Origin of the sequence: Pseudomonas sp. SJZ078 (assembly GCF_007828255.1) — a bacterium.
Taxonomy (GTDB): Bacteria; Pseudomonadota; Gammaproteobacteria; order Pseudomonadales; family Pseudomonadaceae; genus Aquipseudomonas.
Map to the genome: position 1 here is coordinate 14,175 of NZ_VIUG01000022.1, position 22,348 is coordinate 36,522.

15 protein-coding genes are annotated in these 22,348 nt (G+C 63.2%); 3 read left to right on the forward strand and 12 right to left on the reverse strand.

The genetic code is table 11. The features are described from left to right. Genes FBY02_RS18810 through FBY02_RS18830 form a run of 5 tightly spaced genes read right to left on the reverse strand, consistent with a single transcriptional unit; the run spans position 1 to position 10,492 of the window. Positions 1 to 942, reverse strand: a complete 942-nt coding sequence (locus FBY02_RS18810) for a sulfotransferase family protein (protein WP_144929742.1) — start codon at positions 940 to 942, stop codon at positions 1 to 3. Continuing rightward, the gene (locus FBY02_RS18815) at positions 930 to 1,715 is read right to left on the reverse strand and encodes an aspartyl/asparaginyl beta-hydroxylase domain-containing protein (RefSeq protein WP_144929743.1); all 786 of its coding nucleotides are present in this window, start codon (positions 1,713 to 1,715) and stop codon (positions 930 to 932) included. The genes FBY02_RS18810 and FBY02_RS18815 overlap by 13 nt, the downstream gene beginning before the upstream one ends. A gap of 12 nt (positions 1,716 to 1,727) precedes the next feature. Further along, positions 1,728 to 3,239: a TolC family protein gene (locus tag FBY02_RS18820; RefSeq protein WP_144929744.1), complete on the reverse strand. Its 1,512-nt coding sequence runs from the start codon at positions 3,237 to 3,239 to the stop codon at positions 1,728 to 1,730. A gap of 45 nt (positions 3,240 to 3,284) precedes the next feature. After that, positions 3,285 to 9,605, reverse strand: a complete 6,321-nt coding sequence (locus tag FBY02_RS18825) for an Ig-like domain-containing protein (protein ID WP_144929745.1) — start codon at positions 9,603 to 9,605, stop codon at positions 3,285 to 3,287. A gap of 50 nt (positions 9,606 to 9,655) precedes the next feature. Then, the gene (locus FBY02_RS18830; RefSeq protein ID WP_144929746.1) at positions 9,656 to 10,492 is read right to left on the reverse strand and encodes a sulfotransferase; all 837 of its coding nucleotides are present in this window, start codon (positions 10,490 to 10,492) and stop codon (positions 9,656 to 9,658) included. A gap of 285 nt (positions 10,493 to 10,777) precedes the next feature. Between FBY02_RS18830 and FBY02_RS18835 the strand changes: the two genes are divergently transcribed. The 3 genes from FBY02_RS18835 (at position 10,778) to FBY02_RS18845 (ending at position 12,551) form a co-directional block, all read left to right on the forward strand. After that, positions 10,778 to 11,365: a phage tail protein gene (locus tag FBY02_RS18835; RefSeq protein WP_144929747.1), complete on the forward strand. Its 588-nt coding sequence runs from the start codon at positions 10,778 to 10,780 to the stop codon at positions 11,363 to 11,365. Positions 11,366 to 11,411: 46 nt separating this feature from the next. Next, positions 11,412 to 11,723 carry a hypothetical protein gene (locus tag FBY02_RS18840; RefSeq protein ID WP_144929748.1) on the forward strand — a complete coding sequence of 104 codons (312 nt, stop codon included), beginning with the start codon at positions 11,412 to 11,414 and terminating at the stop codon, positions 11,721 to 11,723. Positions 11,724 to 11,963: 240 nt separating this feature from the next. Further along, on the forward strand, positions 11,964 to 12,551 hold the full coding sequence (locus FBY02_RS18845) for a phage tail protein (RefSeq protein WP_144929749.1): 588 nt from the start codon (positions 11,964 to 11,966) through the stop codon (positions 12,549 to 12,551). A gap of 117 nt (positions 12,552 to 12,668) precedes the next feature. Here the strand turns inward: FBY02_RS18845 and FBY02_RS18850 are convergent, their stop codons facing one another. The 7 genes from FBY02_RS18850 to FBY02_RS18880 all read right to left on the reverse strand — a co-directional run bounded on the left by FBY02_RS18850 (position 12,669) and on the right by FBY02_RS18880 (position 21,916). After that, positions 12,669 to 13,160, reverse strand: coding sequence for a GNAT family N-acetyltransferase (locus FBY02_RS18850; protein WP_144929750.1), 492 nt, complete (start codon positions 13,158 to 13,160; stop codon positions 12,669 to 12,671). Positions 13,161 to 13,169: 9 nt separating this feature from the next. Then, positions 13,170 to 15,266 carry an efflux RND transporter periplasmic adaptor subunit gene (locus FBY02_RS18855; RefSeq protein WP_144929751.1) on the reverse strand — a complete coding sequence of 699 codons (2,097 nt, stop codon included), beginning with the start codon at positions 15,264 to 15,266 and terminating at the stop codon, positions 13,170 to 13,172. 1 nt (position 15,267) lies between these two features. Next, positions 15,268 to 16,587 (reverse strand): efflux RND transporter periplasmic adaptor subunit, encoded by a 1,320-nt coding sequence (locus FBY02_RS18860; RefSeq protein WP_144929752.1) that lies wholly within the window; start codon positions 16,585 to 16,587, stop codon positions 15,268 to 15,270. Beyond that, positions 16,584 to 17,363, reverse strand: coding sequence for an efflux RND transporter periplasmic adaptor subunit (locus FBY02_RS18865; RefSeq protein ID WP_144929753.1), 780 nt, complete (start codon positions 17,361 to 17,363; stop codon positions 16,584 to 16,586). Before FBY02_RS18865 ends, FBY02_RS18860 begins: the two co-directional genes overlap by 4 nt. A gap of 184 nt (positions 17,364 to 17,547) precedes the next feature. Further along, positions 17,548 to 19,983 (reverse strand): alpha/beta fold hydrolase, encoded by a 2,436-nt coding sequence (locus tag FBY02_RS18870; protein WP_144929754.1) that lies wholly within the window; start codon positions 19,981 to 19,983, stop codon positions 17,548 to 17,550. 9 nt (positions 19,984 to 19,992) lie between these two features. Next, complete coding sequence (locus tag FBY02_RS18875) at positions 19,993 to 21,435, reverse strand: TIGR01777 family oxidoreductase (protein ID WP_144929755.1); 1,443 nt, start codon at positions 21,433 to 21,435, stop codon at positions 19,993 to 19,995. Further along, on the reverse strand, positions 21,428 to 21,916 hold the full coding sequence (locus FBY02_RS18880) for a cell division protein (protein WP_144929756.1): 489 nt from the start codon (positions 21,914 to 21,916) through the stop codon (positions 21,428 to 21,430). The genes FBY02_RS18875 and FBY02_RS18880 overlap by 8 nt, the downstream gene beginning before the upstream one ends. Between the last annotated feature and the right edge of the window lie 432 nt (positions 21,917 to 22,348).

The following is a 22,348-nucleotide window of genomic DNA, read 5'->3' on the forward strand; positions in this document are numbered from 1 at the left end:
TTACTTCGTCAGGGCCTGCAATGCTTCATACGGCCCTTGCGCCCAGGCCTGCACCCGCTCGCGCAACAAGGGCGACGCTTCTCGGCGCTTCTCCTCGCTGTCGCCGGTAAACCCCTGCGCCGGCTGCTTGGCGTGCCGCTTCACGCTGGCGAACGCCTGCCTGCGCTGCGCCTCATCAAGCTGGAAAAAGACCGCCAGCCTGCCCGCCATGGCGTCCGGCAGCTCGCTGTAGTCAATCGTCTGCGCGACGGATGCCCGGCACTGCTCCAACCCGGCCTGTAGCAGTCGTCCGACCCTGCGTGCGATGAAATCTTCCGGTCCGCCGAAAGGCAACCCATCGTCCAGGATACTCGGACCGATCAGCCCCGGCACCATGTGCATGCCGGGGCGGCGCAGATGAGACACGGCGATTTCCAGGGGATCGCGATACACGAACAGCCAGGGTGTATCGGGAAAACAATCATGCAGCCGTGACAGCTCACCAATGTTCCAGGCATCGAGCTTGATCACCAATCGCCGTTCCACGCCTCGACGAGGCTGCCCATAGGCCGATAGCAACCCCTTGAGCGCCGCACAGCGTTCGGCGGCGGGCAGATCACTGCGCAGTAGCCGATCCAGCGGCGGCGGTTCGGAGACGACGATGTGGTCGTCCAGTTGCGCCAGCATCTGGCTGATCAGTGTCGAACCACAGCGCGAGGCATGGAAGATGAACGCACTGGGCGCAAGGCCAGGGCTCTGATGCTGCCACCGGGCGAGCGCGTCCAAGGGAGTCTGGCGCCGGAACGCCTGATTGAAGGGCAAACGCAAAGCGTTTTCCACGGCATCACCGAAGAAGGGTTGCGACAGAGGCTGATCGTCGAACCAGCACCAATCGACCCGCCACTGCCCCGCCTCTTGCCACACGCGGATCGGCAGCCAGCCTTGCAGATTCAGGCCTTCCATTGGTCGCTCCACTGCCGACGACCGTTGCGCATCGCCGCCCGCAACTCCTCCCGGCGCACCTGCAACCCTTGCTGCGCAGCCAACGTCACGGCGCATTCGATGAAAGCGTCCGGGTCTTCCTGGCTCTGCAGGGTCCGGGCGAGTTGCGGATCGCTTGCCACCTGCTCTTGAAAACGCTGGAAGTCGCCGCGTTCGTCGCGGACAGCTGGGGTGGTGGGCAGCCCATCGACAATCTGTTGCTCCAACCAAGGGCCGGGGCGACAGTCGAGTACCAGATGAACCCGTGGCGACCGGTCCCGATTGTCGACACGATGGGGCCGCGACAGGTCGAGAAACCAGCACTCGCCAGCCTTCATCGGGATACGCTGCCCCTCAAGCCAAAAATCTACTTCGGGAGGGCTGAGCAGTGGGATATGCAGACGCAGGTCGGCATCCGGCCCGCCCAGGTCATAGTCTCGGTGTTCATGAATCTGCCCACCGGGACCGAGCCGCAACAGCCGAGCCGAAACGATCGCCAGGGACCAGTCGCGCAACGCCCGGTGCCAGCGATCATCGTTTGACCAGGGCGGCCGGTGCAAAGGCTGCCCCTGTCCGGGAGACAATTCGGTCAGCGCGTCGGCCGCCGAAATCAGCGCCACGCCGCTCCAGTCGCCGTGGTAATAGGCGTTGTTGAAATGCCCCTGCCAGCGATCGTCCTCAATGGCCGCCAGCGCTTGCAGCAACAAGGGCAGGTCCACCGTCACCGGTAGCCGGGAAAACGCCGGGCGCATCATGCCCACGCCCGGTTATGGCTTCACCGCCGCCTTCGGCACCGTGATGTCGCCCTGGGCCCAGGCCGCTTCACGGCTGGCCAGTGCCGTGGCAATCGACTGCACCTGGGTCGATTGCACTTCATCGGGCATCGGGTCGAGACCGGCGCTGGCGAAGACCTGGCCGTAGGCATTACGCAGATCGGCATAGGACAGATCCCGTCGCAGGTCGGCCTGCAAGGTATTCAACTCGCCTTGGATCAGGTCCAGCTCACCGATGCCGGCGGCCTGATGGCGGCTGCGCAACTGGCCGACGATTTGCCCGTCGATGTCCGACAGTTGCTGGTTGGTCTTGAACTGGCGCACCGCATCACGGTAGTTGGCGTTAGCCACGTACAACTGCGCCAGCACGGCAATCGACATTGCCTGGCGCCGTGCCGCCGCCACTTCTTCACCGGCCTTGGCCACGTCGATGGCCGCCGGGGCGGAGATCACGTTGAACAGGTTCCAGGTGACCTTCACGCCATAGTCGGCCCAGCCCTGCTCCACCAGGAACGAGTTGCTGTCGTAGTGCCCGCCGGCGGAGAACTCCAGGCCCGGCAACAGCCGCAGCATGGCCTTGCGGGTTTCGGCGGCCGTGATGCGTGTCTGGTAATCCTGCTCGCGCAGTTCCGGACGGCTGGCCAGGGCTTCGTGTTCGAGACGGGCCATGTCGACCTTGAGTTCCGGGATCTCGTACTCATCCGGGGTCGCAAGGGTCAACTCCGTGCCCAGCGGCAGGTTGATCAGGGTGGCCAGTTCGGTCTTGGCCAGGGACAACGCACGCCGCTGCTCTTCGAGCTGGCGGGTGGCCTGGATCAGCGAGCGCTGGTATCCCAGGGCCTGCACCGGGTCACCGATGCGCTGCTCACTCATGCTCTGGCTGTTGTTGCGCGCCGCCTCGACCCGGGCCATCAGGCTGTCGATCTGCTTGAGCAGGCGTTCGGCAGCCATGGCTCGCCAATAGGCCGAACGCACATCCTGGACGATGGTGTTGATCACTTTGCGCCGGCGTTCCTGGACGATCAATCGCTGGTCACCGGCTTGCTTGGCGCTGATGTAGCTCACGCCGAAGTCGAGCACGTTCCAAACCATGGTGAGGTCGGCCACTTCACGGTCACGGTCCTGGGAGGTCGACGGCTCCAGGGACTGGGTGCCGGTCTCCACGCTCTGGCTGCTGGAGGCGTTGACGTTGTTGCGGCCCACGTAGCCGGCGTCCAGCGCCATGCGTGGCAGCATGTCGAAACTGGCCAGGTCCAGCTGCCGCTTGGCCAGGGCCTCTTCCATGATTTTCAGGCGTCCCTCCAGGTTGTACTTCACTGCCCGGGCCATGGCCTGGTGCAGGGTCAGCGGGCCGCTGAGGGGCTCCTGGCCCTTGTACATATTCTGCAGATCGGTTTGGGCGCGCTGTTCGCTGACGCTACGATCGATCGGCTCACTGGTGACTGCACACCCACTGACCACCACTGCCAGCAGACTCATACCGAATAACTTCTGACTTCTATTCATTCCCTGGAATGCCCCTGGTTGCCGCAAATTTTCTTATTGAATGCTTCAGGCCTGTATCTGGCTGATCCCGACCTGTTGCAGAGCCATTGCCAGGGTGTCGACCTGACGCTGCTCCGTGTCCTTGAGGTGTTGCAGTTGCTGGCCCAAGGTCGGTGCGCCGAACATTGCGCGCATACCTTGGGACACATCGCCCCCCTGCATCGATGAATTGCCAAAGGCATCCATCGACTCGCCTTCGCTGCCGGAATCATGGTTGAACAGGGTCGAAAGGGTGCTGCTGCCGAACACCCCACCGTCACCGCCGCCAAAACCGAGGAACCCTTGACCCGAGCCATCGCCGGCGGCATCAGTGCTGAATACCTGGGCGATGTAACTGGGCGCCAGCGCGCCACGGTTGATGAAGATATCGCCTATCGGCCGCAGGCCGCCGCCCACATCCCGTTGCTCGAACAGCGGTGGGAAGCCCACCGGCGAGCCCAGATCGCCCGTCGGCGGCGTGAAGACGACCGGCTGCAACGGTACTTCGGACGGTGGGGCGACCGTGACGGGATCCGATGTCAGGAACTCCGGCGGTGGCTTCACGTCGTTGGGCACTACCGTGTCGATGGCGTAATTGTTGGACACCGCCACGCTGGCCCCGGCATTGCCTGCCGCGTCGCTGACATTGCTGGTGTCCAGGGCAATGAAATTGCTCGGGTCGGTGAGATTCGCCGCGGGGGTGAAAGTCGCCGTCCAGGTCTTGCCACCGTCGCTGCTGGTCAGGTTGGTCAGTTCGCCATTGGTGACGCTCAGGTCCGACAGGTCGAAACCGGCCACGGCTTCGCTGAACGTAATGGTCACGGTGGTGGTTTCGCCCACACTCAGGCTCGGATCGGCGACCACGATGGTCGCGGTCGGCCGGGTGGCGTCGAGTGCGTAGTTGCTGGAGATCGCGATACCCGCACCGGCGTTGCCGGCAATGTCCTGCACGTTGCTGGCGTCGAGCAGGATCAGGTTGGTGGCATCGTTGATACCCGCCGTAGGTGTCAGGGTCGCTGTCCAGGTCAGGCCGCCGTCACTGCTGGCGAGGTTGGACAGCACCCCATTGGCGACACTGAGGTCCGACAGGTCGAAACCGGTCACCGCCTCGGTGAAGCTGATGGTCACGGTGGTGGTCTGGCCGATACCCAGGCTGGTATCGCCGACCACGATGGTGGCGCCCGGACGCACCGTGTCGACAGCGTAGTTGTTGGAGTTCACCACGCCGACACCGCTGTTGCCGGAAACGTTGACCACGCCGCTGGTGTCCAGGCTGATTAGGTTGCTGGTGTCGGAAATGCCGGCACTCGGGGTGAACGTCGCCGTCCAGGTCACGCCACCGTCGGAAGACGACACGTTGCTCAACGTGCCGTTGTTCACGCTCAGGTCCGAATTGTCGAAGCCGCTGACCGCTTCCGAGAAGGTAATGGTCACCAGCGAGGTTTCGCCCACCGTGAGTGAGCTGTCCGCGACCACGACAGTGGCGGTCGGCACCTGTGTCTCGACCGCATAGTTGGCCGAGTTGGTGGTGCCTGTCCCGGCGTTGCCGGCTGAGTCGCTCACGCCGGTGTTGTCCAGGACGATGAGGTTGGTGGCATCGCTCACGCCCACGGTTGGCGTGAACGTGGCGGTCCAGGTCAGGCCTCCATCGCTGCTGCTGACCGCGCTGAGGCTGCCATTGGCAACGCTCAGATCAGCGTTGCTGAAACCAGTCACGGCCTCGGAGAAGGTGATGGTTACCAGGGCGGTTTCGCCCGGCCGCAGCGTCGAGTCGCTCAGCACGATGGTGGCGGTCGGACGCTGGGTGTCGATGGCATAGTTGTTGGAGTCGGTGGTCCCGGTGCCGATGTTGCCCGCCAGGTCGGCGATACCGCCGTTGGTGAGGGTGATGACGTTGCTGGTGTCGTTGATCCCGGCACTCGGCGTGAACGTCGCGGTCCAGGTGATACCGCCGTCACTGCTGCTCAACCCGGTGACCGTACCATTGGCGACCGTCAGGTCGGCAGCGGTGAAAGCAGTCACCGCCTCGCTGAAGGTGATGGTCACCAGCGAGGTCTCGCCAGCGCCAATGGCGGTGTCGGCCACGACGACGGTCGCGGTGGGGCGTACGGTATCGACAGCATAATTGTTGGAGTCGGTGGTGCCGACCCCGGCATTGCTCGCCCCGTTGCGCACGCCGGTGTTGTCCAGGGTAATGAGGTTGCTGGTATCGGAAACGCCGACACTCGGGGTAAAGGTGGCCGTCCAGGTCACGCCGCCATCGCTGCTGCTAACGTTGGTCAGGGTGCCGTTGCTGACGGTCAGGTCACTGTTGTCGAACCCGTTCACCGCTTCGTTGAAGGTGATGGTCACCAGCGAGGTTTCACCGATACTCAACGACGAGTCGGCGACCACGATGGTGGCCGTCGGCACGTTGGTGTCGACCTGGTAGTTGTTCGAACTGGTCGTGCCGGTACCAGTGTTGCCCGCCGCATCACTGAAGCCGGTGTTGTTCAGCACGATGACGTTCGTGGTGTCGACGATCCCGAGAGTTGGCGTGAGGGTAGCGGTCCAGGTGATTCCGCCATCGCTGCTGCTGACCGCGCTCAGCGTGCCGTTGGCCACACTCAGGTCCGAGTTGTCGAAACCGCTGACTGCTTCGCTGAAGGTGATGGTCACCAGCGAGGTTTCGCCGACGCTCAGCGCGTTATCGGCCACGACGATGGTGGCGGTCGGGCGTTGCGTATCGACGATGTAGTTGTTGGAATCGGTGGTGCCGGTGCCGGCATTGCCCACACCGTCCACGACGCCGGTGTTATCGAGGGTGATCAGGTTAGTGGTGTCATTGACGCCGACGCTCGGAGTGAAGGTGGCGGTGTAGATGATGTTGTCGCTGGTGCTCAGCCCGCTCAGGCTGCCGTTGGCAACGGTCAGGTCGGCCAGGGTGAACCCGGTCACCGCCTCGCTGAAGGTGATAGTCACTAACGAGGTTTCGCCGGCGGCAAGCGCCGTGTCGGCAATCACTACGGTGGCGGTGGGGCGCACGTTGTCGATGGCGTAGTTGTTGGAGTCGGTGGTGCCACTGCCGGCATTACCCGCCGCATCGCTCACCCCGGTATTGTCCAGGGTGATGAGATTGGTCGCGTCGCTGGTGCTGGCGCTCGGGGTGAATGTAGCGGTCCAGGTAATGCCGCCGTCGCCGCTGCTCAGCCCGGTGACGCTACCGTTGGCGACCGTCAGGTCGGCGCTGGTGAAGCCAGTGACCGCCTCGCTGAAGGTAATGGTCACCAACGAGGTTTCGCCGATACTCAACGTGGGGTCGGCAACGACAATGCTGGCGGTGGGGCGCTGCGTGTCGATGGCGTAGTTGTTGGAGCTGGTGGTACCGGTACCGGCGTTGCCCGCCGCATCGCTCACCCCGGTATTGGCCAGGACGATCAGGTTGGTGGCGTCGGTGACACTGACGCTTGGGGTAAGCGTCGCGGTCCAGGTGATACCGCCATCGGCACTGCTCAACCCACTCAAGGAGCCGTTGGCGACCGTCAGGTCGGCCAGGGTGAAACCGGTCACCGCCTCGCTGAACGTGATGGTCACCAGCGAGGTTTCACCGGCGCTCAGTGCGGTGTCGGCCACTACGATCGTCGCGGTGGGGCGCAGCGTATCGACGGCATAGTTGTTCGAGTCGGTGGTGCCCGTACCGGCATTGCCAGACAGATCGGCAATGCCGCTGTTGTCCAGCGTAATCAGGTTCGTGGTGTCGCTGATGCTGGCGGTGGGAGTGAGTGTCCCGGTCCAGGTGATACCGCCGTCGCTGCTGCTCAGCCCGGTGACGGTACCGTTGGCCACCGTCAGGTCGGCGGTGGTGAAGCCAGTGACCGCTTCGTTGAAGGTGATGGTCACCAGCGACGTTTCGCCGACGCTCAGCGCGGTGTCGGCCACCACGATGGTCGCGGTCGGGCGCAGCGTATCGACGGCGTAGTTGTTCGAGTTGGTGGTGCCCACGCCGGCGTTGCCGGACAAGTCCGCGACGCCAGTCTTGTCCAGGACCACCAGGTTGGTGGTGTCGGTCACGTCAGCATCCGGGGTCAGGGTCGCGGTCCAGGTGATGCCGCCGTCGCTGCTGCTCAACCCGGTGACGGTACCGTTGGCCACCGTCAGGTCGGCGGTGGTGAAGCCGCTGACCGCTTCGGAGAACGTGATAGTGACGGCCGAGGTTTCACCGCTTTTGAGTGCGGTATCGGCCACCACGATGGTCGCCGTCGGCGCCACGGTGTCGTTGACCACATAGTTGTTCGAACTGGTGGTGCCTACGCCAGCGTTACCCGCCAGGTCGACAACGCCGGTGTTGTCCAGGGTGATCACGTTGGTGGTATCGGCGATGTTGCTGGCTGCCGTCAGCGTGCCGGTCCAGGTGATACCGCCATCGCTGCTGCTGAAGGCACCCACGGTGCCGTTCTGCACCGTCAGGTCGGCAGAGGTAAACCCCGTCACGGCCTCGGAGAAGGTGACAGTCACCAGCGACGTACCACCGGAGTTCAGGCTGGTATTGGCCACCACGACAGTTGCGGTAGGCGGGGTCAAATCCGGCACATAGTTGGTGTTGATGGTTCCGCCGTCACCGTAGACATTGGCCACGGAAGCCGGCGACGTACCTGCGGTGCCCGCACTGCCGCCCCCGGTACCGCTGCCGCCGACATTGCCTGACAAGGCCGCGAAGTTGGCCGCGGTGATCAGGATCGCGCCCTTGTTCCAGATGGCGCCAACGCCGACGCCGCCCGCACCGCCAGTGTGGGTGTAGCCACCTCCGGCACCGCCACCACCACCGCCACCACCGGCGCCGATGTTGTTGGAAATCACCGAGTTGCCGATGATGCGCAGGGTCGCGCCGGTGTCGTTGTAGATACCACCCACTGCGCCGCCACCCGCACCACCTATGGAGTTGTAGCCGTCACCGCCCCCACCACCACCGATGGATAATCCCGCGCTGGCCGCCGTGCCGCCGGCCGATCCGGTGCTGTAGCCCGGGTAAGCGGCACCGCCGGCACCACCGGTGGAGTTACCGCCCCGCCCGCCCATGTTGAAGAAGCCGCCGCCGGCGCCGCCCTGTCCCGTCGAGCCGACGGAGCCCGTGGCATTGAGTGTGTCGCCGCCCTTGCCGCCGGTACCGCTGCCGACCGCGCCGCCGCCACCACCACCGCCACCGGCATATTGCGGCGTCACGCCACCACCGCCACCACCGCCCGAGGCGGCGTTGGCGGTAATCGTGACGTTCTTCAGGGTCAGGGTTCCTGCGTTATAAATACCGCCGGCCTTGGCAACCGCAGCATCGACGCCACCATTGCCGCCGTCACCCGCTACCATGCCACGGGTGATCACCAAACCATCGAGGGTTGCCGTCGTACCGGACGTCACGCTGAGGACCTGGGTGCGGAATTGCCCATCGAGGGTGACATCGGCAACGTTGTCGTTATTGAGGTCGCCATCGATGGTGACGTTCTTGTTGACCACCAGCACCTGGGTCAGCGCGACGGTCATGCCGCTGCTGAAGGTCACGATGTCGCCGTTCTGCGCAGAGGACAGGGCCGCACGCAACGAGCCGACACCGGTGTTGGCGTTGTTGGTGGCGGTCCAGGTGGCGAGGCCCCACTGGTAGTCGCTCATTGCAGTGGCAGACAACACGTTGGCGCTTTCGATGTTGCCGGTGGCGATTTCCAGGTCCCAGTCGCCGCCCAGACCGGTACGGTCGTTGGAAGCGGCCACATCGCGACCGGTCAATTGCGCCAGCGAATCGACCAGCTCCAGGCCACGTTCGCCTTGGGCGGTGTAGCAGCCATAGATCAGGATATCGCCTCCGGCGTTCATGTCCTGGCCAATCTGCGCCAGCACCTCGGCGCGGGCCTGGACGTTGTCCGCCGACAGGTAGGCGTTGCCCAACCACAGATCACCGGCGTTGCCATGGGCAATGATCTGCACCGAGCTGACGCCCTGGTGGGTGTCCAGGTAATCGGCGATCTGTTGCAAGCCGTCCTTGGTGGCATCCAGTTGCACGACCTCGGTGCCGGGCGCCACGCCTTCGAGCAGGCTGGCGGCATCCTTGACCCGGGAATCGACGAATACCACCGACTTGCCCGGCACGGCGGCTTCGGTGGCATCGGCCTGGCCCTGGGCCACGTGAGTATCGGTAGCCTGATCGGCCGTGGGCGTCTTGGCCGCGTCCGCGGTGGGATGGGCATCCGGCTGCGCGGCGTCGGCCACGGTCGCGGCGACGGCGCCGTCGAACAGCATCCGCGGTTCCAGGGACATGATCATTGGCGATGCCAGGGCCTGTGCGCCCTCGGTTACCCGCGATTTACCTTTGCTCCACCACATGATGTTCACCCGGACTCGAACTACTGAACACGTAAATGAAAAAACCGCGCTCAGCTGAGCGCGGCGTCGGTTTTCATACGAATGACATTGGCGGCGCTGGCAGAGCCATCGCGCCAGAACGACAACTCGGCATACTTCTCGAACAGATCCGGCGGCAGCAGGGTCCGTCGCGCTTGCGGCGCGACCCGGGGCTTGACCTTGTGCAGGCCGGCAACGCCCAGGGCCTGGTCGAAGGCCGGTGCGTCGTAGGTCAAGTGATTGAAATCGTGTTCATACCAGGGCTCGTCGATGAATTCGTAGATCAGCCGCATCACCCGCTCGGGCGCTTGGCTCAACAGGTCGTAGTCGACGATCAGCAACGACTCGGCGTTTTCGCCGTAATAGGCTTCCTTGAGTGCCGTCCAGGCATATCCCACCAGACGGTTGCGCTGGGCCAGGGTTTCGCAGCGGCTGTAGACGGTGTTGCGCTCGTCATCGTCGTTGAACAGCTTGGTGTTCTCGAACGGGTTGGCGCGGTAGAGCCGCTCCAGGCTGTCGAGCACCCAGGCAACGTTGCGTACGCAGGCGATGGTCTTGGCCTGGGGGAAAAGATCCTGCAGCGCGGGTAAACGAGCGCACCACTGGCGGTTGGTATCGAAGATGACGGGCTTGTCGGCTTTGTCGGCATAGTACGAATCGAACAACCCACGCAGCAGGCGACGGCGCAGGTTAGTGTCGATCACCGAACCGAATTCGCTACCGGCACTGCATTGCTGCAATACGCTGCTGAACAGCGTACCGACGGGGCTGGTCATGCCGGCATGAAAGCGTGGGTTCTGCAACAGGATCGCAGAAAGCAGGGTCGAGCCTGAGCGCGGTAGACCGGAGATAAAGTGAAACTTTGACAATCCCTTTCACCGTTTGTAGTCCATTTGTGTCCGAAGAGTAGACGAGGAAACAAACCTCGACTAGTACTACTTTGACATCAAACACACCTGTTCCTGAAAAAAAGATGGACGGTACAGCTCACCCCCAAACCTGAATCGATTAAGCCACGCGGCAACCTTTTTCAGTCCACGGGCAGAATGAAATAACCCCGTCTACGCTCAGCCGGGCGTGACCGGCCAGGTGATCGCATCTTTACCCGTTGTATCCAGATACCGCAGACCAACAACCTGAAGGATGAGGATTCTATGGAAGTATTTATCGGGACTATCCAGCCGTTCGCGTTCAACTTCGCCCCCCGGGATTGGGCCTTGTGCAACGGGCAGACCCTCAGTCTCGCTCAATACGAGACATTGTTCGCCCTGATCGGGGTGACTTACGGCGGCGACGGCCAGACCACCTTTCTGCTCCCCAACTTGCAGGGGCGGATGCCCATGGGCCAGGGCAACGGCCTGGGGCTGACCCCTCGGGTGATCGGCACCGTCTCCGGCACTGAAAACGTCACGGCGACGCTGAACAACCTGCCCAACCACACCCACGCCCTTACCGGCATAACCGCCGCGACCACCCTGCAACTGGCGAACCCAGCCAGCAACCCGGTGAATACGCCAACAGCCACCAACTCCTTCATCGGTACCTCGGGCACCGGGCCGGGTGCAGCGAATATCTATTCCGACCAGCTAGGTGCTTCGCCGGTACCGCTGCAGGGTGTGACCACGACGGTCAGCGGCACGGTCGCCCCTACCGGCAATGGACTGCCGATGGCAATCATGAACCCATTCCTGGCGATCAACTTCAGCATTGCCCTGCAAGGCTACTTCCCATCCCGAAACTGATGATCCGCCGGAGGACCATGGCCCTCTGGCCTGTTGGAGTATCGATATGTTGCAAGCCGTCCATAGCCACCATTTCCAACCACTGCTGGGTCAGACCAGTCACCTGACCCTGCCTGACGGCAGTTGTCTGCCCGTACGGATCGAAACCCTCGAGCATGCGCCTCGGGCGAAAATGCCCAATACAGAGCGCATGCCTTTCAGCATCGAATTCAACAGTTTGCAGGCCACCGATTTCGTAGACGGTTTGTGCTCATTGGAAGTGCCCGAACTGGGCAGGCTCGAAGGGGTGTTCGTGTCGCGGGTACCGCCCATGGGACGAGACCCGGCTGTGGGGTATTTCTATATCGCGTTCAACTGATGTGGGAGCGAGCCTGCTCGCGAGGCGTCGTGTCAGGCAGCAGTGAAGTCGACTGATACACCGATTTCGCGAGCAAGCCCGCTCCCCCACGGGATCTGCAATGAAGCTTCACTCGGCAGAGCATGGCAACCACGTCTACGCTCAGCCGTGCGTGATCAGGCCAGGGAATAAAGGAGTCGGGCTGAACGCAATCTTCTTCCTTGGCAACACCAGAACGATAACCTGAAGGACGAGGAATCTATGGAAGTATTCATGGGCACTATCCAGTCGTTTGCCTTTAATTTCGCACCCAGCGGCTGGGCGTTGTGTAGTGGGCAGACGCTCGGCATCTCGCAGTACCAGGCACTGTTCTCACTGATCGGCACCTACTACGGAGGCAATGGCCAGACCAACTTCATGCTGCCAAACCTGCAAAGCCGACTGCCCTTGGGCCAGGGCAACGGCCTGGGCCTGTCCCCGCGTGTGATCGGCGAGACTTCCGGCACTGAAAACGTGACGGCAACACTGAACAACCTGCCCAACCACACCCACACCCTGACGGGCATAACCGCCGCAACCACCTTGCAACTGGCGAACCCGGCCAGTAATCCACTGAACGCGCCAACGGCCACCAACTCCTTCATCGGCACTTCAGGTACCGGACCGGGAGCGGCGAATATCTATTCCGACCAGCTAGGTGCGTCGCCAGTACCGCTCAAAGGCGTGACCACCACGGTCAGCGGCACGGTGGCTCCTACGGGCAATGGACTGCCGATGGCAATCATGAACCCATTCCTGGTCATCAACTTCAGCATCGCCTTGAACGGTCTGTTCCCATCCCGTAACTGATTTTCCAATCGCAGGGCAGCGGCCCTGTGGGAGCAAAGCTTGCTCGTGACTGCCGCTATCGCGAGCAAGCTTTGCTCCCACAGAAACATCCCACACACATTAAGGAATGTTGAGCTGTCAGTTGCCTTTCGGATACCAGACCAACCGTTCCGCCGCCGGGTTACGTTCCTCGACTTCGAAGCCCAGCGCCAGGTAATGCCGCCGTGCGTGAGGATTGCTGGTCCAGACCACGGTCGCCACCGGGCAGCGGATCTGTTGCGCGGCTTTCTGCACGCCTTGCAACACCGTCCGGCCATAACCCTGTCCGCGGGCCTGGGGAATGAAAGCCAGGTACAGCACACGAATTTCATTGGCACCGAAATCGGTGCTTAACGCGCCGATAGCGGTGCCGAGTTTTTCCACGACGTAATGCATGGCATTGGGAAAGTTGTCCCCCAGCCCCTGCTCCTGCACCTGGAACTGCTGCGCGATCACCTGCTGCACCTGCTCGTGCTCGCCATCGATCCATTGCAGGTCCGGTCGCGCCGCCTGATAAAGACTCTGCAAGAACGGACCATCGCTGACCCGCGACGGCCGCACCACCAGTCCCTCTGCCGCTACTGACTCCATGTATGCTCCTTAGAATCCGCTTTCCCTTACACCCAACGCCGCCAACCGACGCCAGGCCGCTCCCAGTATCGATTCGCCCTGCCCCTGCAGCACCACGACTCCCCGCAGCGGTTGCGACGGAGCAGCTTCGTCATCGACGGCGCTCAGGCGTACACCGTATTGCGCCTGCACCGGCTCGGCCCGCTGTTGCGAATCACGGCGAACGGCAATCGGCCCATGATGATCGGATGTCAACGCCTGCTGCTCGACCCAGGCGGTGCCATTGGTGTCGATTTCATTCAGTTGCACGGCAATCGAAGGGTGCATCGGATCATCGGCAATGAATCGTCCCGTGGCGCCAGGCCCGACCCGCCAAAGCTCGGCCTCGGTGAGGTAACCGCGCAGGCGGGAGTCGGCCTGCACCACCCGCACCAGCGGTTGCGTGGGTGACAACCAGCGGCCTACCGCCAATTGTGGCAGCAGGTCACGCACCTGGCCGGCATGGGGCGCTCGCAGCAACAGTCGTTCACGTTGGGCGACCAGGCCACGATACTCGGCAACGGCTTCGGCCAGTTGTTGCTCGACAATACCTGCGTCGGCAGCGGTTTCGCTGCGGCCGGCCCGGCGACGCATCTGCAATTGCTGGATCTCGATTTCCCGACGCACGATGCTCAGGCGTGACGCCATGTCCGGCGACTCCAATTCAATCAACACATCGCCCTGGGCCACCACCTGCCCATCGTGCACATTCACCTGTTTGACCCGGGCCGCCACCGGTGCATACAAGGCACTGGCACGACCGGCCTCCAGCATCGCCGGCACTTCCACGGCGCTGCGCCAGGGCAAAAGCAAGGCCAGGATCAGTGCCAGCAAGACCAATCCGGTCAGCAACACCCGCGGCCCATGGGCTTGCTCGCGACGCTGCCACCATTGTCGCCACTCATTCACGATAGGCATGAAAATGAACCAGACCAATTCCACCATCATCAGGAAAATGCCCAACACTTTGAAGAACAGGTGATAGACCGCCAGGGCAATGCCAAAGAACAACACCGCTCGCCACAACCACGACCCATATCCCCATATGAGCAAGCGACGGCGCATCTTCGGCGACCAGGGTTCCGGTGCCACCGCGCCGTAACCGAACAAGGCTTCGCGCAAGCGCCAGCGACACAAGGCGAATGCCCGGCCTTGAAGGTTATCCACCGCCCAGAAATCGCTGAGCAGGAAGTACCCGTCAAAGCGCATGAAGGGATTCAGGTTGATGATCAGCGTGGTGATCCAGGTGGCGCTGGCCAGCATGAACGCGGCGGTGCGGGCCGGCCCATCGGGCAACAACGACCAGGCCAGCAGCGCGATGCATGCCAGCAGCAGCTCCGCCAGCACGCCACCGGCGCCAATCAGCAATCGAGCCCGACGATCATTGATCCGCCAGGCGTCGCTGACATCGGTATAGAACATCGGCAGCAGCACCATGAACGCCACCCCCATGCTTTGCACCCGGCAACCGGCGCGCTTGGCCATGAAGGCATGGCCGAACTCATGGCACAGCTTGGCGAAAAACAATGCCACCCCGAACGCAAGCGCACCGCCCAGGCTGAACAGGTGTGGAAAAGTCGCCAGGAACCGCTGCCAATCCCGTGACACCAGGAAAATCCCGGCACCCAGGGTCAGCGGCAGTCCATAGCGCAGGATCTTGGGCCCGAACCGTGCCAGCCAGGGCCAGGCGCGGTTGAGGAAAGCGTCTGGACGCCACAGTGGAATCCGGAAAAACAGGTATTGATGCAGCAGGATTTGCCACAGGCTCTGGCGCCGGGCGGCCGTCTTGAACTGATAGCTGTCACGCTGTTGCGGATCCATTGCGCTGATCAGATCGTGACCGCGTAGAAAGCCCAGCAACTGCTCCAGCGACTCGCCGTTGAGGGGCAGGCCCGGCTCACGGTTCGCAGCTTGCAGCACCCGCTCCGGGTCGCCCAGGGACCAATGCCGCAGCATGCGCATCGCCGCCGCACCCAGCTTGAAATAGCGCCCGCGTACCGGATCGGCCAGCGTCCATTGAGGCGAACCATCAGGGTCCGCTGCCGCCGGAGACAGCTGCAGATCCGGCCGCAGGCTCGGCAGGTCCACGCTACAGACCTACGCTCTGGCGCAGCCCAGCCAATGGTCGACGCAACAGGTACAGCGCCAACGGCGCACGATCGCCGAATATTTTTGCCGTGCCACGCAGGCCGATGCGCGGTGCCGCGGCATCGAAACGCGCATCCAACCGATAGGCCAGCTGTCCGGCGGCAGTGGGTTGCGCCTCGTAGGCCGAACGCTCGAGCCAGGCCACATGCCGCTGCAACGGATCGCTGTCGAGGAACAACGCGACTTGCGCACCGGGAGCCAGGGTTATCGCGTCGCCGACCGCCAATTCGATACGCAGCTCAGCCTGGCTGGGGTCGGCGATTTCCATCAACCGCTCGCCGGTCTGCACCGGCTTGCCGAGCCAGCGCTCGACATCGGCAAACACCGCAATGCCATCCCGTTCGGCACGCACCTCACTGCGTTTGAGCAACTCCAGGGCATAGTTGCGCTCGGCGCGTTTCTGCTCGACGCGAGCGGCCAGGAGGTCGATCTTTGAGCTCGATTCGGCATCGGCAAACGAGCGCTGGGAGTTGGCCTTGAGCTCCGCCTCGGCCACGTCCAATGCGCGTTCGGCCACATCGGCCTGGGCCTTGAGGCTGGTGCTTTCGAAGCGCAGCAACAGGTCGCCGTTCTTGACGGCCTGGTTGGGCTTGACCATGAATTCGGCGATCACGCCGTCCAGCGGCGCCGCCACCACCTGGCCACCCAGCGGCACCACTTCGGCCGGGGCCAGCACCGACTGGCGCACCGGGACCAGCAAGCCCAGTAACAGCACCGCCACCAGCGCGACCTGGCGCTTGCGCGTCCAGCGCAGGCGCCACGGCTTGCGCGGTTGCAACGCCAGCCACGCATGGCTGTAGGTATCGCCCAATTGCGACAGCAGTACTTGCTCGGCCGGCGTCCAGGGCAGGTCACGGGCCAACCACAGACCGCCGAAGACCAGACCCTTGTGATCGATCAACGGCAGCCAGAATACCTGCCCGGCCGACAGGCTTTGCCAGTCCGCCTGAACGGCCTCGCTGACACCACCGGCAGCAATCACCCGAGCCTGGTTCAGCAGGCCTTGCTTGAACAATTGCGCTACCGCCTGCTCGACAAACGCCACGAAAGGCGCATTCGGTTCCACGGCACTGATGCCGGTCACTGCCTGCACTTTGCCGGCAATCAACAGCGCGGCGTGGCGAAACCCGAACAGGGCCTGGCCATCGTTGACCAGGCTGTAGCTCAGTTGCGTCGGGTTACGCGCGGCCCGCGTCTGACGCTCCAGATCGAGGAAGCGGGCAAATACCTGCTCGGCGTTACCCATGACCGGCGCGTTCACTTGGACTCCGCGAAACGCGCCGTGCCGCTCATGCCGGACAGCAAGCCACTGGCATCAGGCAGGCTCGCCACCAGCAGCAACGTCTGGCTGCCCTCATCGATACGCGCGCCGAGGCGCTTGACCGTCGCTTGCAGCGGCCGGCCGGTTTCGTCGGGAATGAATGTGAAGGATTGGCCGGGCTTGAGCCTGTCCATCCAGCGCGACGGCACCAGCAGATGGATCTCCAGGGTGCGGTTGTCGACCACGTCCAGCAACGGCGCGCCGGCCGCCACGCTCTCATAACGCTGGACCTTGCGCGCCACCACCTGCCCATCGAACGGTGCGACCACACTGCAGCGCTTGACCTGGACCTGATACACCTGGGATTGCGCCTGGGCCTCGCTGAGCCGGGCCTCGGCCCGTGAGACCTCGAAACGCCCGACGGATTTCAATGCCTCCAGCTGCCGGTTATGCGCCAACTCCTCATTGGCGCCCCGACTCGCCGCCTGGGCGGCGTTGAGCTGGGCCTGATAGGCCGAGCAATCGAAACGCGCGAGGGTATCGCCCTTCTTGAACGACTCGCCCTCACTGAACGGCAATTCGACGATACGTCCGGCCAACTCACTGGCCAGCACGGCCTGATCCCGCGCCCGCAGCACCCCTCGCGCCTCGTTGCCACCCGGCGCCCCGGCCGTCACGTTGCTCTCGAACAACGGATCGTTCGCGACAGACGTCTGCGCCTGGACCGCACACGTTATAAAGGCCAATCCCACAAACCAACTGCAAAAACGCTGCATGACCGCTACTCCCTGACGGATGGTCGGAGTCTACGACAGCGGTGGGGAGCGTCAAGGGAGATGCGTTCAGGTTTGGGAAATCTCTTATTTCAAAAAGGTTAGGAGAGGGGTTAGGCAACGATTGACGTCAGAATTCGCCCGACTCAGGGTCTCCCTCGCTGCTGGCGACCACCCCAGCCGCGCCCTACTCCACCAACGTCAACTCCCCATCCCGATACAGCACCTCGCGACCCAGCCAGGCCGCATCCACCTGCGGCAGTACCGCCGAGGGCTTGCGCAATTCGCGCAGCAAGGTCGAGCCATGGGACAAGCGTCCGCCCATGCGCGCAATCACTGCCCGGGCGTTTTGATAGTGTGCATGGCGACCTGGGTCCAGGGTTTCTTCAAGCAGAATGTCGTCGCCCAGGATGCCTTGCACCTGTCCCGGGTAGATCAGGAATCCACTCGCTTGCTCGGTGCCCTCGCGACCGTCCTGCCAGAAGCTGCCTTCCCGGCTGCGAACGTCCGGATGCGGTGCGAACCAATGGGCCCGTTCGGCCGCCGGCATGGCGTGATGCAGGCGAAAAAAAATCCGCATCAGGTTGTCGCGATACCACTCACGCACTTGCAGGTAGTAGCCGCGCAATCCCGGCAGACCGCTCGAATGGGCCAGGCGCACCGCCAACGGCCATCGAGGGAACGCCTGCAGCGGCAATTCGGTCGGTGCCGGACGCGGCGTAGCCGGGTCGGTTTCCCATGGCAGCCGATGCGGGGCGGATTCCAGGTTGTCATAGACGGTCGGGGGCCGGCCCAGCCAGTCGCCACCGCTGCTGGCCAATGCGGTGGCGATGCACAGGTTGCCCTGGACCACAAATACGTAGAAACGGGTGAACCAGTCGGCCAATTGTTGCCCGCCAGCCCCCTGTTCGGTCAGCTCGCAGAGTTCCCGGTCGAAGCGCAGTAAACCCTTTTCTAACCTCGGCAGATGCCCACGAGCGATGCGCTGCATGCGCAGGAACAACGGCAGCGAACGGATCAGGCGAAGCGGTCGCCAAGGCAGATGCGGTGTAGCGCCGCCGACCTCACCCGCGTAGTTGCTGGCACTGATGCCCCAGTCCGCCAGGCGCGCGAGAAACAGGTCGTTGTTGATGTACGAAGCACCGCCAAACACCGCGGTAAAGGGCTCGTTGTCCTGCAATATCCGCGCGTCCCAACGCGCCATGATAGCGGGAATGCTCGCCGCGGCACGGCGCTGGGCGTACTCCACCAGGACACTGGGTCGCGGCGGCAGGATCTCGGCGATATTGGCGGCGGTCAGGTGTCGACGCCAGCCATAATCGCTGATCGGCCGGTATTGCAGCAGCCAGAGTTGTTTGCCGTCCCAGGCCCATTCAACATCACCGGGCACGTAGTGGAACACCCGCAGCACACCTTGCAGGAATCGCCACAGCTGATCGGCGGTCAGGCCGTGGGAAGGTTTGAACGTGTCGCTGTTCCATGAATCGCCCAGCCGGGAAATGATCGCGCGTTCAGGGCTCGCCTGACCGTCGGCCAATGATTCAAGATGACCTTCGACCCACTCCAGCTCGACGGCCAGGTGACGGACGAAGGCGATCCCGGACAGCCGCGGCGTGATGAATCGCTGCACCACCACTTCCTCGACCCCCGTTGCATTCAGCTCGGCAACGCGCGCCGGCACATCCTGCGTCGCTACACGCAAGAACGTGGTGCTCAGGCCCGCATTCGCCGCATCGGCCTGGTCCTCGCCATAACTGGAGGAACGCACCGCCCAAAGAGCGTCCGATGGATCGTCGAGGAACGCCGGCAGGCGCGGATCATGGCAGTCGTTGAGCGACAGCGCCGCAGGCACCGCTTGCCCGGCCAGCGCCGCCAGGCGCAAGCGCCCACCCTTGGTATGGGCGACGAATCCTCGCTCGTCCGACTCCAGCCACGCGGCGAACTCGGCCGGCGCGTCAATCCACGGATAATGACCCCAGCCGGGTTTCAGGCTGATGGTCAGATCGGCGCGAGCGAGAATGGCTGACCACGCCGCGGCCTGCTCGATGCCCAGAACATTGTCCTGATCGCCCCAGACCAGTTCTACCGGATCGGTAATCCACTCCAGCAGTGGCAACGCGGTGTCCGCGCGCACCAGATCCCAGTGCGGCACAAAGGCCCGACAGCGCGCATACCCGGCACCCATGCGCCGGTACTGCGCAGGCGTCCAGGTCTGGTTGGAAAACTTGCGGGCAAACAGCGTCGGTTGGTTTGCCAACAGCCAATGAATGGTTTTGCGCAGCGGCAGGGGCGACATCAATGCCGGTAGGCGGCGCTGCCACAAAAACGCCCCGACCGGCGCCAGCAGTACACTGCGACAGAAGTGCCCGGGCTGACGCTGCAAGGCATGCAACACCAACAGCGCATTCACCCCGACGGCGGTGATCGCGCTGCCCTTGACCGTCATCTGCAGCAAAGCTTGGGCGTAGGCGGCCAGGTCTTCGCAAGGCGCCTGGGGATGATTGCCGAAGCCGGGCAGTTCCAGCGGCAGCACTTCGTAGCGCTCGAAGTGCGGCAATGCATCGTCCCACCAATCAGCGGCGCTTCCGTTACCGGCCAGCAGGTACATCAAGGGCTTGCTCATGAGCGGTCCTCAGGCCAGATCACGCAGGGCAGCGTCGAGGGTCGGGTAACGGAACCGATACCCGGCGTCAGCGAGACGGCTCGGCACCACGCGTTGGCCGTCGAAAAACAACTGGGCCATCTCCCCTGCCAGGGCTCGCACCGGTGCGGCAGGGATGTGAAACCATACCGGGCGCTTGAGAACCTTACCGACGCGCTCGGCAAACTCTCCCTGGCTGACCGTGTCCGGCGCCACCAGGTTGTAGGTGCCGCTCAGGCTCTCATCGTCGAAGGCCCGGGCGATCACCTGGATCACATCATCGCGGTGTATCCAGCTCATGATCTGCCGCCCATCACCCATCCGCCCACCGAACCCCAGGCGAAACGGAATCAGCAAAGGCAACAGCGCACCGCCCGGACCAAAGACCACGCCCAGGCGCATCACCACCTGCCGCAGGCCCAATTCAACGGCTGGCCGCGCCGACGCTTCCCAGCGAGCACAGAGGTCGGCCATAAAACCATCGCCCTTGGAAGCTTGCTCATCCAGTCTTTCACTGGCATCGCGCACGCCATAAAAACCGATGGCCGAAGCCTGAACCCACAGCGTCGGTTTGTTCCGGGCGTTCTTCAGCCAGGTCATCAACGCTTCGGTGGTATTGACCCGGCTGGCAATCAGCTGCGCCTGGCGCCGGGGGCTCCAGCGCGGACCGGCCACCGGCGCCCCCGCCAGATTGATCATCACATCGAAGATTTCGTCATGGCCCAGCTTGTTCAGCGAGCGCAGGCAACGGGCACGGCCGTCGAACAGGTAGGCCGCTTTCAACGGATCCCGGGCCAGCACACTGACGGTGTGCCCGGCATCGAGCAATTGATTGACCAGCGTCTCCCCGATAAACCCGGTGCCGCCGGTCACCAACACGCGCTTATGGATGCCGCCCGCGAACGGATTGCCGGATTTGCCCTGGCGTTGCATGCGCAGCGCCGCCAGCCCGTCACGAATACCCGAGGCACTGACACCTACGGCAAACAGCGTCAGCAACCAGCCGCGCCAGCCGAGATCGAGCGCGCCCAGGCCGGTAGGCAAACTCGCCCATTGCGCCAGTTGCACCCCGTACAGCGCGAAGAACGCCCCGCCGTTGACCGCCAGCACCGTGTGCATGATGCGCTCGATGGCCGGCAGCTTGCGGCTGCGGTCCTCGACCACGAAATCCCAGAGCGTCAGGCCGATCTCCAGGGCGAACAGCAACCCGATGACAATCGCCCACGCTCCCTGGAAGGTCAGGTGGGCGATGCCCAGGAACAGAACCCCGTAGAAACACGAACGCAGGGCGTGGATCGACAGCTCCAACCGGGCGCTGTGGCGATAGGGCAGCGCGACGGTCAGTTCATGGTGATAGAGGGTATCCAGCGCGCCCAGGACAGCCTGGGCAATCAACAACGCGATGGCCCAGTCGAGGAGAGAAAAATCAGGCATGGTTTGACTCACTTAGCAGGTGGTCGACGAGGGGATTGCGGCGATCATGACGGTAGAGCCAGAACAGCGGAGGCAGCAATGCAAACAGGGCAAGGCTGTCGAACCACAAATGCGACCAGACCTGCGCCTGGGCCGAAAGCAGGATGTCCTGGGGCGCCCAGAGCAGGATGCCGGCAATCAACCACCCCCAAGGCATCGCGCTTCTCAGTCGATTACCGAGATGGACCAGGGCCAGCATGTACAGCGAATAACTTTGCAACGTGGCGCCGAACAGCGCCAGCCACCAGACCTGCTGCGCCCGGGCAGCCGAAGGCACCGCAGCGTCGGGCCAGAAAGCCTGTTCGATGGTTTGCAGATAGCCGTCGAGCAATCCGGAATGCCCTGCCCAGGTCAGCACGAGGCTGACCAGCAGATGCATGAGGGCAGCGGCGTATAGCCAAGCGACCAGGGCTTTTCGAAGGGTGTTGGGAGAGGTTGGCATTCCATGTTCTGAAGGCTTGCTTGAGGGCGGCCAGTCTAAAGGAAAAGGGCGGGGCTTTACTTGGCTAATGGCCTGGGCAGCGATAAATAACGTTCGCCGCCTGGAGCGCCTGAAACCTAAGCCGGATGGTCGATAAGGTGCATTTGCTGGTGGAATGGGAGGCGGATCGGCTTATACGCCTGGGTGAACTTCGAATATCGCCTCCGCAAGCAAGCTCACTCCACAGGTGAAGCTTGTGCATCTGTTTTTCATGACCGGCAACTGAATCCCATCGTTGGGTATCAGCGACACGAATCACATTAAGGGCAAGGCCAAGGCTTCCAAGCCGGCGGATTCTGGGGGATCTACAGTCCCTTGCGCAAAGTGCCGTAGACACTCGGAAAGTAGCCGTCGGACAGGGTCGCCGTTCGTCGGCACTGTCAACTACGACAG